Origin of the sequence: Winogradskyella ouciana (assembly GCF_009709615.1) — a bacterium.
Classification (GTDB): Bacteria; Bacteroidota; Bacteroidia; order Flavobacteriales; family Flavobacteriaceae; genus Winogradskyella; species Winogradskyella ouciana.
In genome coordinates, this window is the sequence record NZ_WJYA01000004.1 from 736,829 (window position 1) to 756,328 (window position 19,500).

General features: G+C 35.0%; 22 protein-coding genes and 1 other RNA gene. 8 read left to right on the forward strand and 15 right to left on the reverse strand.

All coding sequences use genetic code 11. From position 1 onward, the window contains the following. Positions 1-26 precede the first annotated feature (26 nt). The 8 genes from F1003_RS16820 to F1003_RS07245 all read right to left on the reverse strand — a co-directional run bounded on the left by F1003_RS16820 (position 27) and on the right by F1003_RS07245 (position 7,289). Positions 27-173, reverse strand: a complete 147-nt coding sequence (locus tag F1003_RS16820) for a hypothetical protein (RefSeq protein ID WP_202913885.1) — start codon at positions 171-173, stop codon at positions 27-29. Positions 174-271: 98 nt separating this feature from the next. Then, positions 272-1,066 carry a tryptophan synthase subunit alpha gene (gene trpA / locus F1003_RS07215; RefSeq protein ID WP_155088530.1) on the reverse strand — a complete coding sequence of 265 codons (795 nt, stop codon included), beginning with the start codon at positions 1,064-1,066 and terminating at the stop codon, positions 272-274. A gap of 85 nt (positions 1,067-1,151) precedes the next feature. After that, a complete protein-coding gene (trpB, locus tag F1003_RS07220; RefSeq protein ID WP_155088531.1) occupies positions 1,152-2,333 on the reverse strand; it encodes a tryptophan synthase subunit beta in 1,182 nt (393 codons plus the stop codon). A gap of 326 nt (positions 2,334-2,659) precedes the next feature. Beyond that, complete coding sequence (locus F1003_RS07225; RefSeq protein ID WP_235898288.1) at positions 2,660-3,274, reverse strand: phosphoribosylanthranilate isomerase; 615 nt, start codon at positions 3,272-3,274, stop codon at positions 2,660-2,662. Between the two features lie 17 nt (positions 3,275-3,291). Further along, on the reverse strand, positions 3,292-4,077 hold the full coding sequence (trpC, locus tag F1003_RS07230; protein WP_155088642.1) for an indole-3-glycerol phosphate synthase TrpC: 786 nt from the start codon (positions 4,075-4,077) through the stop codon (positions 3,292-3,294). Between the two features lie 51 nt (positions 4,078-4,128). Then, on the reverse strand, positions 4,129-5,124 hold the full coding sequence (trpD, locus tag F1003_RS07235) for an anthranilate phosphoribosyltransferase (protein ID WP_155088533.1): 996 nt from the start codon (positions 5,122-5,124) through the stop codon (positions 4,129-4,131). Between the two features lie 99 nt (positions 5,125-5,223). Continuing rightward, positions 5,224-5,790, reverse strand: coding sequence for an anthranilate synthase component II (locus tag F1003_RS07240; RefSeq protein WP_155088534.1), 567 nt, complete (start codon positions 5,788-5,790; stop codon positions 5,224-5,226). A 98-nt stretch (positions 5,791-5,888) separates the two neighbouring features. Beyond that, complete coding sequence (locus F1003_RS07245) at positions 5,889-7,289, reverse strand: anthranilate synthase component I family protein (protein ID WP_155088535.1); 1,401 nt, start codon at positions 7,287-7,289, stop codon at positions 5,889-5,891. Between the two features lie 267 nt (positions 7,290-7,556). Between F1003_RS07245 and F1003_RS07250 the strand changes: the two genes are divergently transcribed. From F1003_RS07250 to F1003_RS07270, 5 genes are all read left to right on the forward strand, one after another. Further along, on the forward strand, positions 7,557-8,066 hold the full coding sequence (locus F1003_RS07250; protein ID WP_235898289.1) for a TlpA family protein disulfide reductase: 510 nt from the start codon (positions 7,557-7,559) through the stop codon (positions 8,064-8,066). A 6-nt stretch (positions 8,067-8,072) separates the two neighbouring features. Beyond that, positions 8,073-8,681: a thioredoxin family protein gene (locus F1003_RS07255; protein WP_155088537.1), complete on the forward strand. Its 609-nt coding sequence runs from the start codon at positions 8,073-8,075 to the stop codon at positions 8,679-8,681. A 126-nt stretch (positions 8,682-8,807) separates the two neighbouring features. Further along, complete coding sequence (locus F1003_RS07260; protein WP_155088538.1) at positions 8,808-9,122, forward strand: rhodanese-like domain-containing protein; 315 nt, start codon at positions 8,808-8,810, stop codon at positions 9,120-9,122. A 20-nt stretch (positions 9,123-9,142) separates the two neighbouring features. Further along, a complete protein-coding gene (locus F1003_RS07265) occupies positions 9,143-9,553 on the forward strand; it encodes a rhodanese-like domain-containing protein (protein ID WP_155088539.1) in 411 nt (136 codons plus the stop codon). A gap of 137 nt (positions 9,554-9,690) precedes the next feature. Beyond that, entirely contained in the window at positions 9,691-11,688 is a 1,998-nt protein-coding gene (locus F1003_RS07270) for a protein-disulfide reductase DsbD family protein (RefSeq protein ID WP_202913886.1), read from the forward strand. Here the strand turns inward: F1003_RS07270 and F1003_RS07275 are convergent. The 6 genes from F1003_RS07275 to F1003_RS07300 all read right to left on the reverse strand — a co-directional run bounded on the left by F1003_RS07275 (position 11,674) and on the right by F1003_RS07300 (position 13,988). Further along, complete coding sequence (locus tag F1003_RS07275; protein WP_155088540.1) at positions 11,674-11,916, reverse strand: DUF7672 family protein; 243 nt, start codon at positions 11,914-11,916, stop codon at positions 11,674-11,676. The two genes, F1003_RS07270 and F1003_RS07275, sit on opposite strands and share 15 nt — an antisense overlap. Continuing rightward, positions 11,909-12,412 carry a peptide-methionine (S)-S-oxide reductase gene (locus tag F1003_RS07280; RefSeq protein WP_155088541.1) on the reverse strand — a complete coding sequence of 168 codons (504 nt, stop codon included), beginning with the start codon at positions 12,410-12,412 and terminating at the stop codon, positions 11,909-11,911. Before F1003_RS07280 ends, F1003_RS07275 begins: the two co-directional genes overlap by 8 nt. Continuing rightward, positions 12,402-12,659 carry a peptide methionine sulfoxide reductase gene (locus F1003_RS07285; protein WP_155088542.1) on the reverse strand — a complete coding sequence of 86 codons (258 nt, stop codon included), beginning with the start codon at positions 12,657-12,659 and terminating at the stop codon, positions 12,402-12,404. Before F1003_RS07285 ends, F1003_RS07280 begins: the two co-directional genes overlap by 11 nt. A gap of 18 nt (positions 12,660-12,677) precedes the next feature. Further along, positions 12,678-13,223, reverse strand: coding sequence for a peptide-methionine (S)-S-oxide reductase MsrA (msrA, locus tag F1003_RS07290; protein WP_155088543.1), 546 nt, complete (start codon positions 13,221-13,223; stop codon positions 12,678-12,680). Continuing rightward, positions 13,213-13,674: a peptide-methionine (R)-S-oxide reductase MsrB gene (msrB, locus tag F1003_RS07295; RefSeq protein WP_155088544.1), complete on the reverse strand. Its 462-nt coding sequence runs from the start codon at positions 13,672-13,674 to the stop codon at positions 13,213-13,215. The genes msrA and msrB overlap by 11 nt, the downstream gene beginning before the upstream one ends. Positions 13,675-13,748: 74 nt before the next feature. Then, on the reverse strand, positions 13,749-13,988 hold the full coding sequence (locus F1003_RS07300) for a DUF7218 family protein (RefSeq protein WP_155088545.1): 240 nt from the start codon (positions 13,986-13,988) through the stop codon (positions 13,749-13,751). A gap of 255 nt (positions 13,989-14,243) precedes the next feature. On the opposite strand from F1003_RS07300, the gene F1003_RS07305 reads away from it, so the two are divergent. Together F1003_RS07305 and F1003_RS07310 are read left to right on the forward strand one after the other, a co-directional pair. Beyond that, complete coding sequence (locus F1003_RS07305) at positions 14,244-17,780, forward strand: bifunctional metallophosphoesterase/BamA family protein (protein ID WP_155088546.1); 3,537 nt, start codon at positions 14,244-14,246, stop codon at positions 17,778-17,780. 42 nt (positions 17,781-17,822) lie between these two features. Continuing rightward, positions 17,823-18,551 (forward strand): phosphatase PAP2 family protein, encoded by a 729-nt coding sequence (locus tag F1003_RS07310; protein ID WP_155088547.1) that lies wholly within the window; start codon positions 17,823-17,825, stop codon positions 18,549-18,551. 162 nt (positions 18,552-18,713) lie between these two features. On the opposite strand, the gene ssrA is transcribed toward F1003_RS07310, so the two are convergent. Continuing rightward, positions 18,714-19,110: a transfer-messenger RNA gene (gene ssrA / locus F1003_RS07315) on the reverse strand. A gap of 153 nt (positions 19,111-19,263) precedes the next feature. Here ssrA and F1003_RS07320 point away from each other — a divergent pair. Next, on the forward strand, positions 19,264-19,476 hold the full coding sequence (locus tag F1003_RS07320; protein ID WP_155088548.1) for a hypervirulence associated TUDOR domain-containing protein: 213 nt from the start codon (positions 19,264-19,266) through the stop codon (positions 19,474-19,476). The last annotated feature ends 24 nt before the right edge of the window (positions 19,477-19,500 follow it).

Here is a 19,500-nt window from a genome sequence, read left to right on the forward strand (position 1 = left end):
ACTTTTACACACTCAGAATAACAAGATTACTTCTTATTCTGTTGATCTTTTATTGTATCCTTATCAATATCGAATTTGTTGGTGTTGGTCTTTTTTGCCACACCTTCAGGATTCAAAGGATTTTTCTGTTCTTTATCTCTTTTAAATTTTCTTTTATCTTTAGTAATTCCCATGGTTATTTGCTTTTTTATATTCATATTAATATAAGGAATTACTTATCGTTTCTGTCTCAAAAGGTTCTTAAAATCAGGGAGTTAAATGTTAAAAACTATTAATTTTCAGTAGCGATAATAGGGTTAACGAAAGATGCAATGGTTTCCGCGCCGTTATTGGTTAAATGTTTAATAAAGGCACTGCCAATTATTGCTCCTTTGGCGTACTTGGTCGCTTGTGTAAAGGTTTCGTTATTCGATATTCCGAAACCAACAATCTGAGGGTTTTTAAGATTCATATTGGCGATACGCTCAAAATATTCGGTTTGTGTATCTCCAAAACCAGTTTTTGCACCAGTGGTACTGGCCGAACTTACCATGTAGATAAATCCGTCCGAAACAGAATCAATATATCTTATACGTTCATCAGAGGTTTGCGGTGTAATTAAAAATACATTGATAAGCCCATATTTTTCAAACGTTTCCTTGTATTCTGAATGATAGACATCAACGGGTAAGTCAGGTATAATCAATCCATCAATACCTGTTTCTTTACATTTTTTACAAAATTCTTCGACACCATATTGTAGTATTGGATTAAAGTAACCCATAATAATTAATGGAATTGATACGGTTTGACGAATATCTTTGAGTTGCTCAAATAGTAATTCGGTAGTCATTCCATTTTTTAATGCTGCTGTAGAACTTGCTTGGATTGTTGGGCCATCGGCTAGAGGATCACTAAAAGGTAATCCAATTTCAATCATATCCACACCACTTTTTTCGAGATTTTGAATGATGGTTACAGTGTCATCTATATTGGGATAACCTGCAGTGAAATATATCGATAGAAGCTTTCCTGTTTTGCCGTCAGGCAGGTTGTCTTCTTTTAGTTTTTGGATTATTCTGTTCAATTTTTGAAATTTTTCTTGTCATTGCGAGGAACGAAGTGACGTGGCAATCTCATCATGAGATTTCTTTACTTTGTTCGGAATGACGTTAGAGTTTAAAATAATCTATATAATTCTGTAAATCCTTGTCACCACGACCAGATAAGCTAATCACAACAATATCTTCTGGTTGAAAAGTTTTATGTTCAAAAATGGCCAATGCATGAGCAGTTTCAATCGCTGGAATGATACCTTCTAACTGGCATAGTTCCAATCCTGCTGTCATGGCTTCATCATCTGTAGCGGAGTAAAATTCTCCACGTCCAGATTTGTATAAATGCGAATGTAATGGACCAACTCCTGGATAATCCAATCCGGCCGAAATAGAGTAAGGCTCAGTAATCTGTCCATCTTTAGTTTGCATTAAAAGTGTTTTGCAACCGTGGATGATGCCTTCTTTTCCAAGTGCAGATGTGGCTGCACTTTCGCCCGAATGAATTCCTTTTCCTGCGGCTTCTACTGCTATGATACCAACATTTTCATTGTCTAAAAAGTGATAATAGGTACCAGCCGCATTACTACCGCCTCCAATACAAGCCACTACATAATCAGGATCTTCTTTGCCTTCCTTTTCTTTTAATTGCCATTTGATTTCCTCTGAAATAATGGACTGAAATTTAGTCACCATATCAGGATATGGATGCGGTCCAATGGCTGACCCAATAATATAATGTGTGTCAACCGGATTATTAATCCAATCACGAATGGCTTCATTGGTTGCATCCTTAAGGGTTCGGCTACCAGATAAAGCAGGCCTAACTTCTGCTCCCAACATTTTCATACGTGCTACATTAGGAGCTTGCCGTGCGATATCAATTTCTCCCATATACACAATGCACTCAATTCCCATGAGCGCGCAAACGGTTGCTGTAGCTACTCCATGTTGACCAGCACCTGTTTCGGCAATGATTCTGTTTTTACCCAATCGTTTTGCCATAAGGATTTGCCCAATGGTATTGTTGACTTTATGAGCACCAGTATGGTTGAGGTCCTCACGCTTTAAGTAAATTTTTGCGTTGTGTTTTTCAGAAAGGCGTTTGGCGTAATAGAGTGGTGAAGGACGACCTACATAATCTTTTAATAATTGATGGAACTCTTCTTTAAACGAAGGTTCTGTCATTATTTTTAGATAATTCTGCCGTAGTTCTTCAACATTTGGGTAGAGCATTTCTGGGATGAATGCTCCACCGAATTCTCCGTAATAGCCTTTGTTGTTGATGTTGTAACTCATAATTATAAAATATTGTCATTGCGAATCGCATTTTTTGTGCGATGTGGCAATCTGTTTCTTTTTTCTTTTGTTCATTTTGACTTGATGCAAAACGAACCAAAAAATCACGATCAAAATTAGGAAATTGCTAAAGCACCATTCACTTTCGGAATTCCGTGCTTGAAGCTGCGCTTCGCATCTACATTCCTTCGCTCTTTATTTCTGAATTTTGATGATTCCGCCTATGTCGGAAGTCATGACTTTCATTCTTGTTAAATTTACTTCTAGTTCAATCTTTTTTAATTTTCTGTTTTCAATCATTAGTACTTGAATACTGTGACTGAAAACTATTTATTTAATTCATGTTTAAATTTTTCTAATTCCTCAATATTTTTTAATCCAGGTTCTATTTCAAATTGGCTGTTAACGTCAACAGCATAACAGTATTTTGAAGCAGGACTTTTTTTAAATTTTTTAATTTTTTCTAATTCATTCAATCCAATTCCTCCACTTAAAAAATAAGGTTTGGTTGATGGGTAGTCTTTCAATACATCCCAATTAAAAGTGTAACCGTTACCTCCTGGTAATTTTCCTTTGGTATCAAACAAATAATAATCGACTAAATCTTTATATGACCTTAATTGAGAAAAATCAAAGTTGTCTTTTATAGAGAAGACTTTAATGATTTCGGGAATTTTTATGGCCGAATCTATTAATACCCTCAAAAGGTCCTTCGTGTACTTTGCTGATTCTTTTCCGTGAAGTTGAATGACATCTAAACTATAATAGTTCACTTTATCTAAGATTGTTTGAATTGGTGCTTCCACAAATACTCCAACTTTTTTAATACCTTTTGGTAGTTCTGGAATAGCACTTTCAAAATTTCGTGGTGATTTGCCATAAAATATAAAGCCCAAATAGTTGGGTTGCAGTATTGCAACGTCAGCTGTGTTATATTTCATGCCGCAGACTTTTAGCTTCATGATTTTAAAGCTTTTATAAAATCTGTAGCACTTTGCCCTGGATTATCAGTTTTCATAAAATTTTCACCTATTAAAAACCCTTTGTAACCATAAGGTTGTAGTTCTTTTATGGCTTCAACAGAGCTAATGCCGCTCTCAGACACCTTTACAAAATCGTTAGGGATTTTTTCACTGAGCATTTTAGAGGTTTCTAAACTGACTTCAAAAGTTTTTAGATTTCTATTGTTTACACCTAACATATCCAATGAAGGCATGATGGATTTGTTTAGTTCTTCTTCGTTATGTACTTCTAATAAAACATCGAGATTAAGACTTTTTGCAACTTCAGAGAACTTTTTAATCTCGCCTCTGGTTAAAATGGCAGCTATCAATAAAATAACATCTGCTCCATAAGCTTTGGCTTCGATAATTTGATACTCATCTATTATAAATTCCTTTCTCAAAAGTGGGAGCTTAGAACTTGCTCTTGCCAATATTAAATCATCTAAAGAGCCTCCAAAATATTTAGAATCTGTTAAAACAGACATACCACATACTCCTGCACCTTCATAGCCTTTAGCAACATCTTGAACATTAAGACTTTGGTTAATCACTGATTTAGACGGAGAGCGTCTCTTATGTTCAGCGATGATTCCAGACGGACTTGTTTTTAGTTTCTGAGCAAGTGAGATTGTTTCTCGCTCAAAAAGTATTGAAGCTTCTAATTGCTGAATTGGAATTAGAGATTTGCGTAAATCAACTTCTTTACGTTTATCAATTACTATTTTGTCTAAAATATTCATGTCTATTCCCACGAAAGTGGTAATCTTTTTTAATTATTTTTTTCTAACTTCCTACTTCTCACTCAACTCAATCAATTTGTCTAAACTCGCTTTTGCTTTTCCACCCAAGAGCGACTCCTTAGCTAATTCAAACCCTTCTTTATGTGAAATCTGTTTTACCGTGGCTATCGCCAAACCAGCATTTGCACAAACCACATTATTATGTGCATCAGTGCCTTTTCCCCTAATTATTTTGGTAAATAATCGTGCGGCTTGGGCAACTGTATTACCACCAAAGATTTCTTTTTGTTCTATTTTGTTTACACCTAAATCTTGAGGCTCGAATAGTGTTTCAGAATTGTTTGAAATGACTTTTGTTTTTCCTGTTAAAGAGATTTCATCATAACCATCTAACGCATGCACAACAGCATAGTTTTTATCTGTTTCTTGATATAAATAGCCGTAAAGTCTTAGTAATTCTAGGTTAAAAACTCCCACCATCTGATTTTTAGGAAAAGCTGGATTAACCATCGGTCCTAACATATTAAAAAATGTTTTAACACCTAGCTCTTTTCTAATTGGTGCTACATTTTTCATAGCTGGATGAAATAAAGGTGCGTGTAATACACAAATACCTGCTTTATCAATACTGCGATTTAAAAAGTCAATATCATTAGTGAATTTAATACCTAAATGCTCCATAACATTTGAAGAGCCACAAGCGGAAGACACTCCATAATTACCATGCTTTGTGACATGGACTCCAGCACCTGCAGTTACAAAAGATGACAATGTTGAAATGTTAAACGTGTCTTTGCCATCACCTCCCGTACCACATAAATCTATGGTGTTGTAGCCTTCTAATTCTACAGGAATACAAAGTTCTAAAAGCGCATCTCTAAAGCCTCTGAGTTCTTCTATGGTAATGCTACGCATCATATACACCGTTAAGAATGAAGCGATCTGACTTTGATTGTATTTGCCTTCTGATATATTAACGAGTACGTTTTTCGCTTCCTCGCTAGAGATGCTTTCTTGGTTTATTAATCTGTTTAGTATTTCTTTCATTTTATGCTCGCGGAAGCGAGTAACTTTTTAATTAATCTTCATTAAGTCTTATTCGTTCCAAATTTTCTGTTATTCGTCGATCGTCAATCGTCAATCAATTTAACTATTCACCCAGTTTTTAAGAATAGTTTTTCCGTTTGGTGTTAGAACAGATTCAGGATGATATTGTACTCCTTTAACATCATAAACCTTATGCCTTAAAGACATGATTTGTCCGTTAGTATCGAAAGATGTTGCTTCTAAGCTATCAGGTAAATCTGTGTTAACAACCCATGAGTGGTAACGGCCTACTTCAAAAGTTTTATTAAGTCCTTTAAATAAGGTTTCATCATCTACAGAAACTGTAACATTAGTTGACACACCATGGTGAACCGTATCTAAATTCACTAAGGAACCACCAAAAACCTCGCCTATGGCTTGTTGTCCCAAGCACACACCCAAAATACTTTTGGTTGGTGCGTATTTCGCTATAATTTTTTTCAGTAGTCCAGCTTCATCTGGGATTCCAGGACCTGGTGATAAGATGATTTTATCAAAAGCATCGACTTCTTCTAAGGTGAGTTTGTCGTTTCTTTTTACGGTGACATCACAATCTAAATCCTGTAAATAATGTACTAGATTGTAGGTGAAACTGTCGTAGTTATCTATGACCAATACTTTTTTCATAAGCCTTTCCCTAACCCTTTCCAGAGGAAAGGGAATTTGTTTTTTGATTTATTAATATTTGTCTTCAATTTCATACTTTTAGTTTTTTTACTAATCACTCATATTTCCTTAGCTTGTTCAATCGCCTTTGTCAATGCTCCAAGCTTGTTATATACTTCTTGTAATTCGCTTTCAGGATTAGATTTAGCAACCAATCCTGCTCCTGCTTGCCAGAAGAGTTTATGGTTTTTACTTAAAAATGTTCTAATCATTATGGCGTGATTAAAATTGCCCTCAAAATCCATAAAACCTATCGCGCCACCATAATAAGCTCTGCTTGTTTTTTCGTACTTCTCTATAAGTTGCATCGCCATGTGCTTTGGAGCTCCACTCAATGTTCCGGCTGGGAATGTGTCAGCAACAACCTGCATAGTATCTGTGTCTTTATGTTTCGTTCCTGTGACCTTACTTACTAAATGGATGACGTGAGAAAAGAACTGAACTTCTCTATAATTTTCAACGGTAACGTTACTTCCATGTCGGCTTAGGTCGTTTCTGGCTAAGTCAACTAACATAACATGTTCACTATTTTCCTTGTCGTCCTTAATTAGTTGTTCTGCTAGCTCAGCGTCTTTTAAGTCGTTTCCTGTTCGTTTAAATGTGCCAGCAATTGGATGGATTTCTGCCTTATTATCACTTACGATCAACTGTGCTTCTGGTGAGCTTCCAAATATCTTAAAATTCCCGTAGTCGAAATAGAATAGGTAAGGTGATGGGTTAATACTTCGCAATGCTCTGTAAACATTAAACTCATCTCCGCTAAACTGTTGCGAAAACTGTTTAGAGAGGACTAACTGAAATACATCTCCTCTCGCACAATGCTTTTTAGCAAGCTCTACATTTGCTTTATATTCTTCATCTGTAAGGTTAGATTCTATATCGCCTTTTGTAGCGAAATCATAAGACGCATATTGCCTTGTTTGAATTAATTGAAGAATATCGTCAATATTATTTTCTGTATCGAAACAATGTGCAAAAATATACGCTTCATTTTTAAAGTGATTTATTGCTATGATGTTTTGATACACTGCATAGTAGATGTCCGGAATATCAATAGAACTGTCTTTTTTGGAGATGTCTATATCTTCAAAATACTTTACAGCATCATAAGCTGTATAACCAAAAATGCCATTATTAATGAATTTAAATTCTTTATTGCTATCTACTTTAAATCGTTGAGTAAACTTGTGGATTTCTTCTACTACCCCAACAGTATTGGCAAAATTGTTTTTAGAACTGCCATCAGGATAGGTTTGGGAAATAACACCATCTTTAACTTGTATTGAGGCTATTGGATTGCAGCAGATATAAGAAAAACTGTTGTCATTGGCATGGTAGTCACTACTTTCCAGAAGAATACTGTTAGGGAATTTATCCCTAATCTTCAGGTAGATGCTCACTGGAGTAATGGTATCTGCCAATATTTTTTTATAATGTGTGTATAGACTAAATGTTTTCATCAATTTAAAATTAAAAAAGGCCTGTCGTGAATGACAAGCCTTTTTTTATATTATTACATACCAAGGGTTATTTCACGAACATGAGTTTGAGAAATTCCACCACCAAATATGATTTGTTTTTGTTTTCATTTGAGTGCCAAATATAATAAGGATTATTTCAATATCAAACATTTAAATTAATGTTTTGTTAATTTTTTAGTATTAAATAGATGGATTGATAACTTTATGGTTATGAAATACAGTGTTATAATAATCTTGTTGATTTTTATGTCTTGCAAGAACGAGACCGCTAAACAAGAGGTAGCTGATGCTAACAATGAAAAGGAACAGTCAGTAACTCAAATCACTAATTCTGATTTTGACCTTAAAGTTTATGACTATGATGGTTTAGAGCCTTTAATTAATAAAAAAGACGAGAAGGTACATGTGGTCAATTTTTGGGCTACTTGGTGTGCGCCTTGTGTTAAGGAATTACCTTATTTTGAAACAATAAATAAAGACTACAAGGATAAGGACGTAGAGGTTTTATTGGTGAGTCTGGATTTTCCAAGAAACTACGATACCAAGTTAAAACCTTTTATAAAAAAGCACGACTTAAAATCTGAAATCGTAGCTTTTGATGATACAGATCAAAATAGATGGATACCTGCAATTAACGAAAATTGGACTGGTGCTTTACCAGCCACAATTATATACAAAGGTGATAAACGACAGTTTTACGAAAAGTCGTTTACTAAAGAAGAACTAGAAAACGAACTAAAACAATTTTTAAAATAGATTAATATGAAAACTTTAAGAATACTCGCAGTTATGGTGTTAGTGGTAACATTATCTGCTTTTACAACAACAGATGGTGATGGCTATAAAATTGGAGATATCGCTACTGATTTCAGCCTAGAAAACATTGATGGAAAAATGGTGTCTTTGTCCGATTATAAGGATGCCAAAGGGTTTATTGTAATATTTACATGCAATACTTGTCCTTACGCTGTTGCTTATGAAGATAGGATAGAGGCCCTCAATAAAAAATATGCTTCGCAAGGTTACCCAGTAATTGCTATTATGCCAAATAATACAGATGTAAAACCTGGTGATAATATGGAAGCCATGAAAGCAAGAGCAAAAGCCAAAGGGTTTACCTTTCCATATTTAATGGATAAAGGACAAAAAATTTATCCTCAGTATGGAGCTACTAAAACACCTCATGTATACATCTTAGAAAAAACTAAGAAAGGTAATGTGGTTAAATATATTGGAGCGATAGATGACAATTATAAAGATTCAAGTGCCGTAAACACCAAATATGTAGAAGATGCTGTTGATGCCTTGAAGAAGAATAAGGAAGTTCCGGTAAAAGAAACAAGAGCAATAGGCTGTTCTATTAAGGTGTAAGTGAGAAGCTTATCCTTTACTTAAAGTAAAAATGTTAAAATTTAATCCGAAGTGTAACACTTCGGATTTTTTTACGTCTATTTCATAAGGAAATGTTAATTTTGTGATTCTAAAAAAGCTTTTTTTATGGCGGATTTATCGCAAAAGGATTGGACAAAACAACTAGATAAAGACAATAATTCTGTTGTTTTGGATGTTAGAACACAAGATGAAGTTGAAGAAGGAGTTATTCCTAATGCAATTCATATCGATATTTATCAAGGTCAAGGTTTTATCGATGAGCTAGAGAAATTAGATAAAACCAAAAGCTATTATGTGTATTGTAAATCTGGAGGGAGAAGTGGGCAAGCTTGCGCTATCATGAACCAGTTGGGTTTTAACAACGCCTATAATTTAAAAGGCGGTTTTATGGAGTGGCAAGGAGACGTTGCTCAATTATAATTTTGATAAACAGCACTATTATGAAAAAAATATATTTAATCTTCGGTCTTTTATTGACACTATGCTTCGCCTCAAGTTGTTTAGACACTAAAGATGCTGCAACAGATGTAAAGCTTGTAACTGCTGAAGAAATGCAATCCATACTGGAGATGGAGGAAGTACAATTGGTAGACGTAAGAACACCACAAGAACACGAAAAAGAGCACATTGTAAATTCTCAAAATATAGATTTTACATCACCAACTTTTGATGAGGATATATCTAAATTAGACAAAGCAAAACCGGTAATTTTATACTGTAAAGGAGGTAACCGAAGTGCTAAATGTGCTAAAAAATTAAAGGAAGCTGGCTTTGAGAAAGTTTATGATCTCGAAGGTGGTATTTCTAAGTGGAAACATTCCGATAAAATAAAGATTGAGGTAAAATCTTAAACTAATTAACCAAACTGTATGTTTGGTTTTTTTATGTTTTTCCCATTCCCGTAAATTCTTAAGGTTTTTATAAATTAGGCGCTTGTTAATTGATAATAGAAACACAACGTTTACATTTGTGTTTTAATGCTTTATTTATGACTATTAAAAGAGTACTCCTATTTTGCTTTTTGGCATTTTGCTTTTCATTCCATTCGTTTTCGCAGATTTTAGAACCCGTTAAGTGGGAATCTGAAATAGAAAAAATATCCGACACTGAATACAATCTCATTTTTAAAGCCAATATTGACAAAGGCTGGTATATCTATTCTCAAAATAAAGTCGATAAAGATGGCTTTGCGCCAATAACTTTTTTTGAATATAGAAATCAAGATGATAACTATAAACTAGAAGGAGTTACATCAGAACCTTCAGTGGCGCCAGTATTTGATGAAATATTTGAAGAGAACGTTGTAAAATTTAAGGATCAAGCTCAATTTAAGCAGAAAATTACTGTTTTAAATGCAGATTTTAATCAGATTGAGATTTATGTAGAATATCAGACTTGTGACAACGAAAAATGTATTCCTGGAGACTATACCTTTAATTTGTCATTAGACGGTTCAGCAATAGAAAAAGAGGAGGTCACGGTAGATGAAAGAAGTAAACAACTTTCAGAGGCATTAGACCTCAATGTAACAGGTTGGGATAAATACGAAAAGCAAACTACAGATGGTAAGGGCTTCTTTGGGATATTCCTCCTTGGGTTTTTAGGAGGTTTGATAGCCTTGTTAACCCCTTGTGTGTTTCCAATGATTCCGCTTACGGTATCTTTCTTCACTAAAAGTTCTGGCGATTCTAAAAAAGGATTGTTTAACTCAATACTTTATGGACTTTTTATCTTTTTGATTTATGTACTGTTAAGTATTCCATTCCATGTTATGGATTCTTTGGATTCAGGAATTCTTAATACTATTTCTACAAACGTTACCCTAAACATTATATTCTTCGTCATTTTCATAGTATTCTCATTTTCATTTTTCGGATATTTTGAACTCACTCTACCTCAATCATGGAGTGCAGCCATGGACAGTAAAGCCAATAAAATTGGTGGTATAGTCGGCATCTTTTTTATGGCTCTAACCTTAGCAATTGTGTCCTTTTCATGTACTGGGCCAATTCTAGGAGGTTTGTTGGGTAGTACAATGGCTTCAGATGCTAGTGCCATGCAATTAAGTATGGGAATGGGCGGATTTGGCTTGGCCTTAGCTTTGCCATTTACGCTATTTGCTATGTTTCCTAAATGGCTCAACTCATTGCCGAAGTCTGGTGGTTGGCTAAATACAGTAAAGGTTGTTTTAGGGTTTTTAGAATTAGCATTAGCACTTAAATTCTTGTCCAACGCAGATTTAGTAGAACATTGGGGACTTTTAAAGCGAGAAGTATTTATAGGACTTTGGGTTATTATTGGTATAGGGTTGGCCTTATATCTATTTGGGAAAATTAAATTCCCTCATGATGGGCTTTTACAAAAATTGAGCAAAGTTAGAATTACTACGGGTATTTTGGTTGTGGCTTTTGTCATTTATCTATTACCTGGCTTAACCAATACTAAATACGCTAATTTAAAATTGTTAAGTGGTTTTCCGCCTCCAATGTTTTATAGTTTATATGAAAAAGCATCAGAATGTCCGCTAGATCTTAATTGTTATAAGGACTTAGAAGAGGGAGTTGCTGCGGCAAAAGCAGAAAACAAGCCTATTTTATTGGATTTTACGGGTTGGGCATGTGTTAACTGTAGAAAGATGGAAGAACAGGTGTGGAGTACACCAGAGGTGTATGATGTATTGCTTAAGGATTATGTTATTATTTCACTTTATGTAGACGACAGAAAGGAATTACCAGAGGAAGAACAATTTCAATATTTAAGATCTAATGGTACGGTAAAGGATATTGAGGATATTGGAGATAAGTGGACAGCTTTACAGACCATAAATTTTCAGAATAATTCCCAGCCGTATTATGCACTACTAGATCATAATATGGGACTTTTAAATCATCCTACAGGAAATACACCAAATGAAGATGTATACGCTGAGTGGTTGAAAACTGGTTTAGAGAATTTTAAAAAGCAAACAGCATTAGGTAAAAAGTAGCATATACAATTTATCTCCAAGATAATAACCTAAACCGAGCACCAAAGGATAGCCAATCAACAGCCAGAAATAATCTATAATTGAAATTTCTTTAAGTGCTGATATACCTTGGTCAGTAAGTAAGTTGATAAAGTCATACCAAGATTTTAGTCCTAATTTAACTACGATACCATTAGCAATTATAGCAATAATTAAAATGGCTAATCCGATGATGTAGATTCTAATCATAGTTAATTGTTTTTGCTTTCAATTTATTACCATGCAATTTACGAAGCTTTTTAAGCTTTGGTGTAATAAAAGTTTTACAAAAGGGCTTTTCAGGATTTTTTAGATAATAATCCTGAATAGCTTCTCGAGATGCTTTAAACTTCGAAAACATATAGACTTCGGTAATCAACTTTCCGTCGTATTCGTTTTGAAAATCTACTATCAATTTTTCACATTCAATTTTTTGACCTTCGGAAAATACATAAATGGCAGAACGGTATTTTTTTCGCATGGAATGGTTAGAGGTGCTTTTATGTGTTTCTAAATGCACTTCAATTAAAGTTCTCAATGAAATCATTTCTGTATTAAAATGAACAATAACAGCTTCTGAAAACGCATGTTGTTCTCCAATTGAAGCAACATAACCTTGTTCCACCATGCCAACTCCAATCAATGATTGAAATACAGCTTCTGTGCACCAGTGGCAACCACCTCCCAAAGCAATTTTAGTTTTCATGCGACAACATATAATTATTTAAAAAGTGAATGACTTTCTGCTCTGACATTTCGCAAGGCTTGAGTAGCTCATTGTTATTGGTTATATAATAGTTTAAGCTTATGAAATCACTACCACCAAGTTCTTCGGCATAAATTTTTATACTTTTTCCGTTATTAAAATCATTACGAGTTACTCCGTATGTTTTGTCTTTGTAATTGACTTCAGAGTATCCTATAGGGATATTTTTAATTTTTTCTAAAAGCATAAAAACCCATTCTCTTACCTAAGTATTTTTCAATTTATCCGAATGTAGTTTGCGCAGTTTGGCCAACTTTGGGTCTATCACATAACTGCAATAGCCATAATTAGGATTGTTTTTGTAAAAATCCTGATGCTCTTTTTCAGCTTCGTAAAAAATTTCTGCTTTAGAAAGTTCGGTTACAATTGGCTTATCGTAATAAGGTGTTAGTGCGTCAAAAACAGCTTCAGCAATTTCCTTTTGGTTTTCATTATGATAATAAATAACAGAACGATATTGCGTGCCTCTGTCCGCTCCTTGTTTATTTAATGAGGTAGGATCGTGGGTGGTCATAAAAATAACAAGAATATCTTCGTAAGAAATCACATTGGCATCAAAGGTGATTTTCACTACTTCGGCAAAACCTGATAAACCAGAACAAACTTCTCTATAGGTTGGTCTACCGGGAGCATCTCCACCAGTATAGCCAGAAACTACTTTCTCTACGCCTGCAACCTCTTCAAAAACTGCTTCGGTACACCAAAAACAACCTCCACCAACAGTTGCTGTCTGAAGATTTTTATTGATCATCAACGCTTTCTTTTTGTAGGGTTAATGATTCGGAATTAACGCAATAACGCAAACCGCTTGGTTCTGGACCGTCTGGGAAAACATGACCCAAGTGAGCATCGCAAGTATTGCACATCACCTCTACACGCACCATACCGAAGGAAGAATCCTTTTCATATTTAATGGCATTCTCTTTAATAGGCTGTGTAAAGCTCGGCCAACCTGTGCCAGAGGTAAATTTTATGGTAGAATCAAATAATGGTGTATCGCAGCATATACAATTGTATTGACCTTCGTCGTAGGCTGTACAGAGTGCTCCACTGTGTGGTCGCTCAGTCCCTTTTTCTCTTGTAATTCGGTATTGTTCTGGAGTTAATTGAGCTCTCCATTCAGCTTCTGATTTTTCAACGCGTCTATCTGGCGTTGGATTTCCGTTAACGGAAAAGTTGATAACATCTTTCCAAGTTAGCATATTATGATTTTTGTTATAATCGAATGTGATTTCAATTTAAGATTAGTCGACAAAAAGTGAGATTACTTTCAATATTAATTATTGCGCAATGCGTTTATCAATTGTTTTTTACTCATTTTGGATCTTCCGTCAATACCTACATTTTTCGCTTGTTCGTAAAGTTCGGCTTTTGTCCATTCCTCATACGGACTCGCTTTCCCTCCTTTTTTACCTGCATTTGGAGTGTTGGTAATACGCGCCGATTTTTCTTTGCTGTAACCTTTACCTCTTAAGGCTTCGTATTGATCTTCGTTTTTTACTCTAGGTCGTTCCATAAGATATACTTTTCTTTCTCTATAAAATTCTAAAAATAATTAGTACTCGTTTTGTTCATTACGTTTAAAATTTTGCTGAAACACTATTAAACATCATTTATTGTGTATCAAAATTATGTATTGCTTTAATATTAAATTGATAAAAGCACCTATAATAGCGATTAATTTATGATTTTTGATAAAACAAGTTTTTAATTACCTATGGTTATATTGTTAAAAAATCATTTTCATACCAGGCTTTCATTAATCATACTTATGGTTTTTGGTCTTCAATCACAATTTCTAGCACAAGAAAAGGATAAAGCGATATCAAAAAGTATATATTTTACAGCCAATCTCGGACAGGAATCCCATTCAAAGGCCAATCAAATATTAAAGGCTATAGTAAATGCTTCTCAAAGCGACTCTAATGCCGCTTTTGTAGGATTGGGTAACAGTACCAGATCAAAAGGATATCCAGAATCCAAAAGTGAAAGAAAGGCTGAGGAAGCGTTTTTAGTGACTAATGTCTTAGAGCCACTTTCTGGTTTTAATGGTGAAATTATTTTTATTCCTGGTAAGTACGAATGGAATAAAGGTGGCCATAAAAATATTGATGATCTCGAATCATTTTTACAAGATAATAGCGACGCTAAATTTTGGCCAAACGACGGTTGCCCAATAGAGCGTGAAACATTAAGTGATGAGGTAGAGTTGGTGATGGTAGATACGCAATGGTATCTTGAAGATTGGGACGACCATCCTTATATTAACAACGATTGTGAGATTAAAACGCGAGAGCAATTCTTTCTTCAGTTTAAAGATGAACTTAAAGATGAGCAGAATAAAACTATTGTGGTGGCACTTCATCATCCAGTGCTTACAGCCACAAGAAAAGGATTGATTGGTCGTATGGGTGGCTTATCTAAGCAAGCCTATTACCACAACGATATGCAATATTTGGTTGGCCGTTTAGAAACCTTGGCAAGTCAATTTCAAGATGTGATATTTGTTTCTGGTAGCGATAAAAACCTTCAATTTTTAAAAGATGATGGTATTCTGCAAATTATAAGTGGCGCGTCGGGAAAAACTTCGAAATCAAACCCAAATGAAGACGATGGCCATTTTGGTTCAGACCAGACAGGATTTGCAAAGTTGAATGTCTTTAAGGATGGGAGCTCAGAAGTCGAAATTTATACAGTTAATGGGAGTGATGTTACAAAAGCATTTACAACCAAAATCAAATTGAAAAAAGGAGAACTTGAAGATTTTGACTATCATCAAAAATCTGATTTCGGTTCAACATACAAAGACGCTATTTACACAAAAGAAGAAGTTAATAAATCTGGTTTTTACAAATGGTTTTGGGGAGACCATTATCGTGAAATCTATGGTCGCGAGATTGAAGCTCCCGTTTTGTTTTTAGATAGTTTGCCCAATAACGTTAGGGCAATTACCGAAGGTGGAGGAAACCAATCGCGAAGCTTAAGGTTAATTGATGACAATGAGAACGAATATACCATTAGGGAACTACGAAAAAGCGCATTAAGGTTTCTACAATCTAAAATAAAGGATCATTATGTGATAGACTATGCAGATGATACTGTTGTGGAGGACATAGTTCAGGATTATTACACAACAGCTCAACCTTACGCACAGTTTGCCATAAACGAACTTTTAGATGCAATTGATATTCCACATGCTAACCCTAAAATTGTCTATGTGCCAAAACAAAAACGTTTAGGAAGGTTTAATGAAAGTTATGGTGATAAACTTTACATGTTTGAAGAACACGTAGGAGACGAAAATAAAGAATTTGACACCTTCGGAAATGCAGATGATATTATCAGTACCAAGGATATGTTGTTAGAGCTCCAAAATGATAAAGACGTTAAAATCGATGAGGCCAGTTATTTAAGAGCAAGATTGTTTGATATACTCATTGGTGATTGGGACAGACATGCAGACCAATGGCGTTGGGCATTGCACGAGAAAGAAGATGGTACGCTGCTTTATAAACCTATTCCGAGAGACCGTGATCAAGCTTTTCCAAAATACGACGGTGTGTTTCCTGCAATCTTAAAATTAACTTCTCCATTGGCGAGAAATATGCAGACCTATGCGCCAGAAGTTGATAATATTAAGACATTTAACAATGCCGTCTATTATTTGGATAAAAGCTTTATAAACGAGGCAAGTTGGGAGGACTGGAAAACCCAGGCGGAAAATATTCAAAATAACCTTACCGATGAGGTTATTGATAATGCCTTTGCGAATTTACTTGCAGATACCAAGGACGAAAGTACTGAACATATCAAATCTGTTCTTAAACAGCGACGAGAAAATATGGTATCCATTGCCAAAGATTATTACGATTATTTTAAAAAACACGAAATAGTCGTAGCAACCAATAAAGACAATAAGATTACCATAGAAAGAATGCCAGACGGCAAGACCAAGGTTCTTATTACCCAAAAAGACAAAATCATTTTAGAGAACACCTATAATAAAGACGAAACCAAAGAACTTTGGATCTATGCATTAGACGGTGACGATGAAATTACAGTAAAAGGTAAAGGAAATAGTTATATACATACCAAGATTTTTGGAGGTGAGGAAAATGATATTTATAATATTGAAAACAGTAAAGCTGTAAAAATTTACGATTACAGATCAAAAAAGAATACGTTTAACGGTTCAGTTAGCAAGTGGCTAACTGATAGTTATGATGTAAATAATTATAATCCACAAAAGCGAAAAGATGCTAACAATGTTTTGTTGCCAACCATAGGATTTGATCCTGATGCAGGTTTTAAAACCGGTGCAACCAATACACTTACAACCTACAGTTTGCTAAGAAATCCTTTTACTACAAAGCATACATTGAATGCCGCGTATTATGCTGCAACTTCAGGTTTTGAATTTTCTTATGTTGGTGAGTTTGCACACGTATTCTACAACTGGAATTTAGAATTGGATACAAGAGTGACAAGCGATAAATATGCTATTAACTTCTTTGGTATTGGAAATGAGACCCCTTATGATGGAGATACGGATGACTTAGACTTTAACAGAACAAGAATTAGCCAATGGCATATACAACCATCACTTGTCTATAAAACTGGAGGAAATGTAAGTGCACATGTAGCGGCACGAGTAGAATCAAACCAAGTTGATGATGGCCAGAATGGTTTCGTACAAGCATTCCTAAACCCAGATAATAATGTATTTGATAATCAAATATATGCAGGCGCAGAGGTTGGTATAGAATTTAATAATAAATCAGGAATGATTAGTTTACCAACACGAGGGTTGCAATTAGGTTTTGTAGCTGGGTACAAGCAAACTATTGATTCAGATTTCAACAATAAATTTACATACCTTACACCAACAGCGTCCTTTATTTACCCGATTCATGAAAGTGGTTTGGCGACTTTGGCAACTAAAGTTCAGGCAGATTTTAGGTTCGGTGATAACTATGAGTTTTACCACGCAGCTACAGTTGGCGGCAATAATAGTTTAAGAGGTTTCAGAAACGAACGTTTTATGGGGAAAACAGCCTTTTTCCAAATGACAGATCTCAGAGTGTGTTTTTTAGAACAACGCACTGGCTTTGTTCCTCTGAGAATAGGTGTTACGGGTGGGTTCGACCTTGGTCGTGTTTGGAACGATAATGAAGATTCAGACAAATGGCACAACAGTTATGGTGGTTCGGTTTTTATAAACGGATTTCAGGCATTTACAGCTAATATAGGGTATTACAAAAGTGTTGAAGATAGCCGTATCATATTTACAGCCGGATTTAGGTTTTAAACTAATGGCACTACCAGTGCATAACAGTTTATGATATAAGATATGAGAAAACAACTAATCGATTTTTTACGAGGGCTTAAAAACCTTTTAAAGGAGAAATTTCACAATTCAAACCCTAAATGGCCTTACATTATCACTGCATTTCTATCAACTATTTTAGTGGTTGTATCCATCATTTTATTTGTGAAATTCACTCATGGAATGATGTCCGAACTTTTTGAGAGTTACGACAAAGCCATAAGCGAGTACGTCTGGACTCATAAATCAGCATTTCTTACAGATTATATGGTAGCAGTAACCGAAATTGGCGATGTTATAGGTTACGGGATAGTATTTGGCCTATTGATAGTTGTTTTTTTGGCTGTATTTAAACATTGGAAATATATAGCACAACTTGGTTTGGTATTGATTTTGGCGCTTAGTTCCAATGTTTTATTAAAGGAAATCATCAATAGGTCAAGGCCTTTGGGAGAGCACATGGTTACGGTAAAGACTCTTAGTTATCCGAGCGGACATGCCATGGTGTCCATGGCATTTTATGGTTTTTTAATTTACCTAATAGCCTATTTTAAAATGAACAAAGTTTTAAAAGTCTGTCTAATCACTATTTTGACGATTTTGATATTAAGCATTGGCATAAGTCGAATTTATTTAGGTGTACATTACCCATCAGATGTATTGGGTGGTTATATTGCGGGAATTATGTGGGTAACGTTTTGTGTTCTGATTTTCAATCTTGTAAAGATATTTAGGAGAGATCCTGAAACCTGATTATTTTTTAAGGAGGAGAGATTAACTGCGTTGTTCTCTAGTGATTCCAAAGTTGCAAATACAACTGCCTGTGTTTTCAACACAGATGCCTTTAAACACAAAAACCCAAACAAGTAAACTTGATGGGTTTTTCTATTTTAAGTCACAACGCAGTTGTGAGTGTCGTGGAGTCGGAGAGAATCGAACTCTCGTCCAAACAAGTAACCAAAGGGCTTTCTACACGTTTATTCTTTTCTTATTTTTTCGATTGCAAGCTGGTTAAAGACAACCTACTTACAACTTAGCTTCTAAATCTCGAAAGGGCATCAAAGCACTACCCAATCTTAGTCAATTTTTACGATGCCTCTAAAAAGAACGCCACTGACTAGGGCTTTCTGGAGACATTTAGCCTTCCTGCCTCGCAGGAATAAGCACGAATCTTACTATAATTCAGATTATGCAGCTAAAGCGTAGTTATTCTCGCCGTTTAAAAATTTGGTTCAGCCTTTTACGTGTTTCAAAACCATTACACGACGTGCTTACCATTTAATTAATCTCGCTGTCAAAACCAGTCGACCCCTTAAATGATAGTTTCTTAAAGCACTTCTAATGTCCATAAGAAGTGCGAAATTACTAAAATTATTAACTCAAAAGCCATACCAAACTTTATTTATCAGTTTGTTAAGAAAAAATGTCAGATTAAAGTTTTAATTTCAGTCGAAACCAATAAAAAATGATACAAAAAGGAACCAAAGTAAAATGGAAATGGGGAAATGGCACTGCCCATGGCACAGTCATTGAAACCTACACAGAAGAAGTTACAAAAACCATAAAAGGAAACGAAGTAACTAGGAAAGGAAAATCTGGTAATAAAGTGCTTTATATAGAACAGGAAGATGGAGATACGGTCTTAAAAAGTGAGAGTGAAGTCGAGCGAGCGGATTGATTTGTAAACGGTTTTAATTAACGT

Excerpts from the sequence above, each read along its gene's own strand:
- F1003_RS16820 (WP_202913885.1), bottom strand. The coding sequence starts at position 173 with ATGGGAATTACTAAAGATAAAAGAAAATTTAAAAGAGATAAAGAACAG.
- trpB (WP_155088531.1), bottom strand. The coding sequence starts at position 2,333 with ATGAGTTACAACATCAACAACAAAGGCTATTACGGAGAATTCGGTGGA.
- F1003_RS07225 (WP_235898288.1), bottom strand. The coding sequence starts at position 3,274 with ATGAAATATAACACAGCTGACGTTGCAATACTGCAACCCAACTATTTG.
- trpC (WP_155088642.1), bottom strand. The coding sequence starts at position 4,077 with ATGAATATTTTAGACAAAATAGTAATTGATAAACGTAAAGAAGTTGAT.
- trpD (WP_155088533.1), bottom strand. The coding sequence starts at position 5,124 with ATGAAAGAAATACTAAACAGATTAATAAACCAAGAAAGCATCTCTAGC.
- F1003_RS07240 (WP_155088534.1), bottom strand. The coding sequence starts at position 5,790 with ATGAAAAAAGTATTGGTCATAGATAACTACGACAGTTTCACCTACAAT.
- F1003_RS07245 (WP_155088535.1), bottom strand. The coding sequence starts at position 7,289 with ATGAAAACATTTAGTCTATACACACATTATAAAAAAATATTGGCAGAT.
- F1003_RS07250 (WP_235898289.1), top strand. The coding sequence starts at position 7,557 with ATGTCTTGCAAGAACGAGACCGCTAAACAAGAGGTAGCTGATGCTAAC.
- F1003_RS07255 (WP_155088537.1), top strand. The coding sequence starts at position 8,073 with ATGAAAACTTTAAGAATACTCGCAGTTATGGTGTTAGTGGTAACATTA.
- F1003_RS07260 (WP_155088538.1), top strand. The coding sequence starts at position 8,808 with ATGGCGGATTTATCGCAAAAGGATTGGACAAAACAACTAGATAAAGAC.
- F1003_RS07265 (WP_155088539.1), top strand. The coding sequence starts at position 9,143 with ATGAAAAAAATATATTTAATCTTCGGTCTTTTATTGACACTATGCTTC.
- F1003_RS07270 (WP_202913886.1), top strand. The coding sequence starts at position 9,691 with ATGACTATTAAAAGAGTACTCCTATTTTGCTTTTTGGCATTTTGCTTT.
- F1003_RS07275 (WP_155088540.1), bottom strand. The coding sequence starts at position 11,916 with ATGATTAGAATCTACATCATCGGATTAGCCATTTTAATTATTGCTATA.
- F1003_RS07280 (WP_155088541.1), bottom strand. The coding sequence starts at position 12,412 with ATGAAAACTAAAATTGCTTTGGGAGGTGGTTGCCACTGGTGCACAGAA.
- F1003_RS07285 (WP_155088542.1), bottom strand. The coding sequence starts at position 12,659 with ATGCTTTTAGAAAAAATTAAAAATATCCCTATAGGATACTCTGAAGTC.
- msrA (WP_155088543.1), bottom strand. The coding sequence starts at position 13,223 with ATGATCAATAAAAATCTTCAGACAGCAACTGTTGGTGGAGGTTGTTTT.
- msrB (WP_155088544.1), bottom strand. The coding sequence starts at position 13,674 with ATGCTAACTTGGAAAGATGTTATCAACTTTTCCGTTAACGGAAATCCA.
- F1003_RS07300 (WP_155088545.1), bottom strand. The coding sequence starts at position 13,988 with ATGGAACGACCTAGAGTAAAAAACGAAGATCAATACGAAGCCTTAAGA.
- F1003_RS07305 (WP_155088546.1), top strand. The coding sequence starts at position 14,244 with ATGGTTTTTGGTCTTCAATCACAATTTCTAGCACAAGAAAAGGATAAA.
- F1003_RS07310 (WP_155088547.1), top strand. The coding sequence starts at position 17,823 with ATGAGAAAACAACTAATCGATTTTTTACGAGGGCTTAAAAACCTTTTA.
- F1003_RS07320 (WP_155088548.1), top strand. The coding sequence starts at position 19,264 with ATGATACAAAAAGGAACCAAAGTAAAATGGAAATGGGGAAATGGCACT.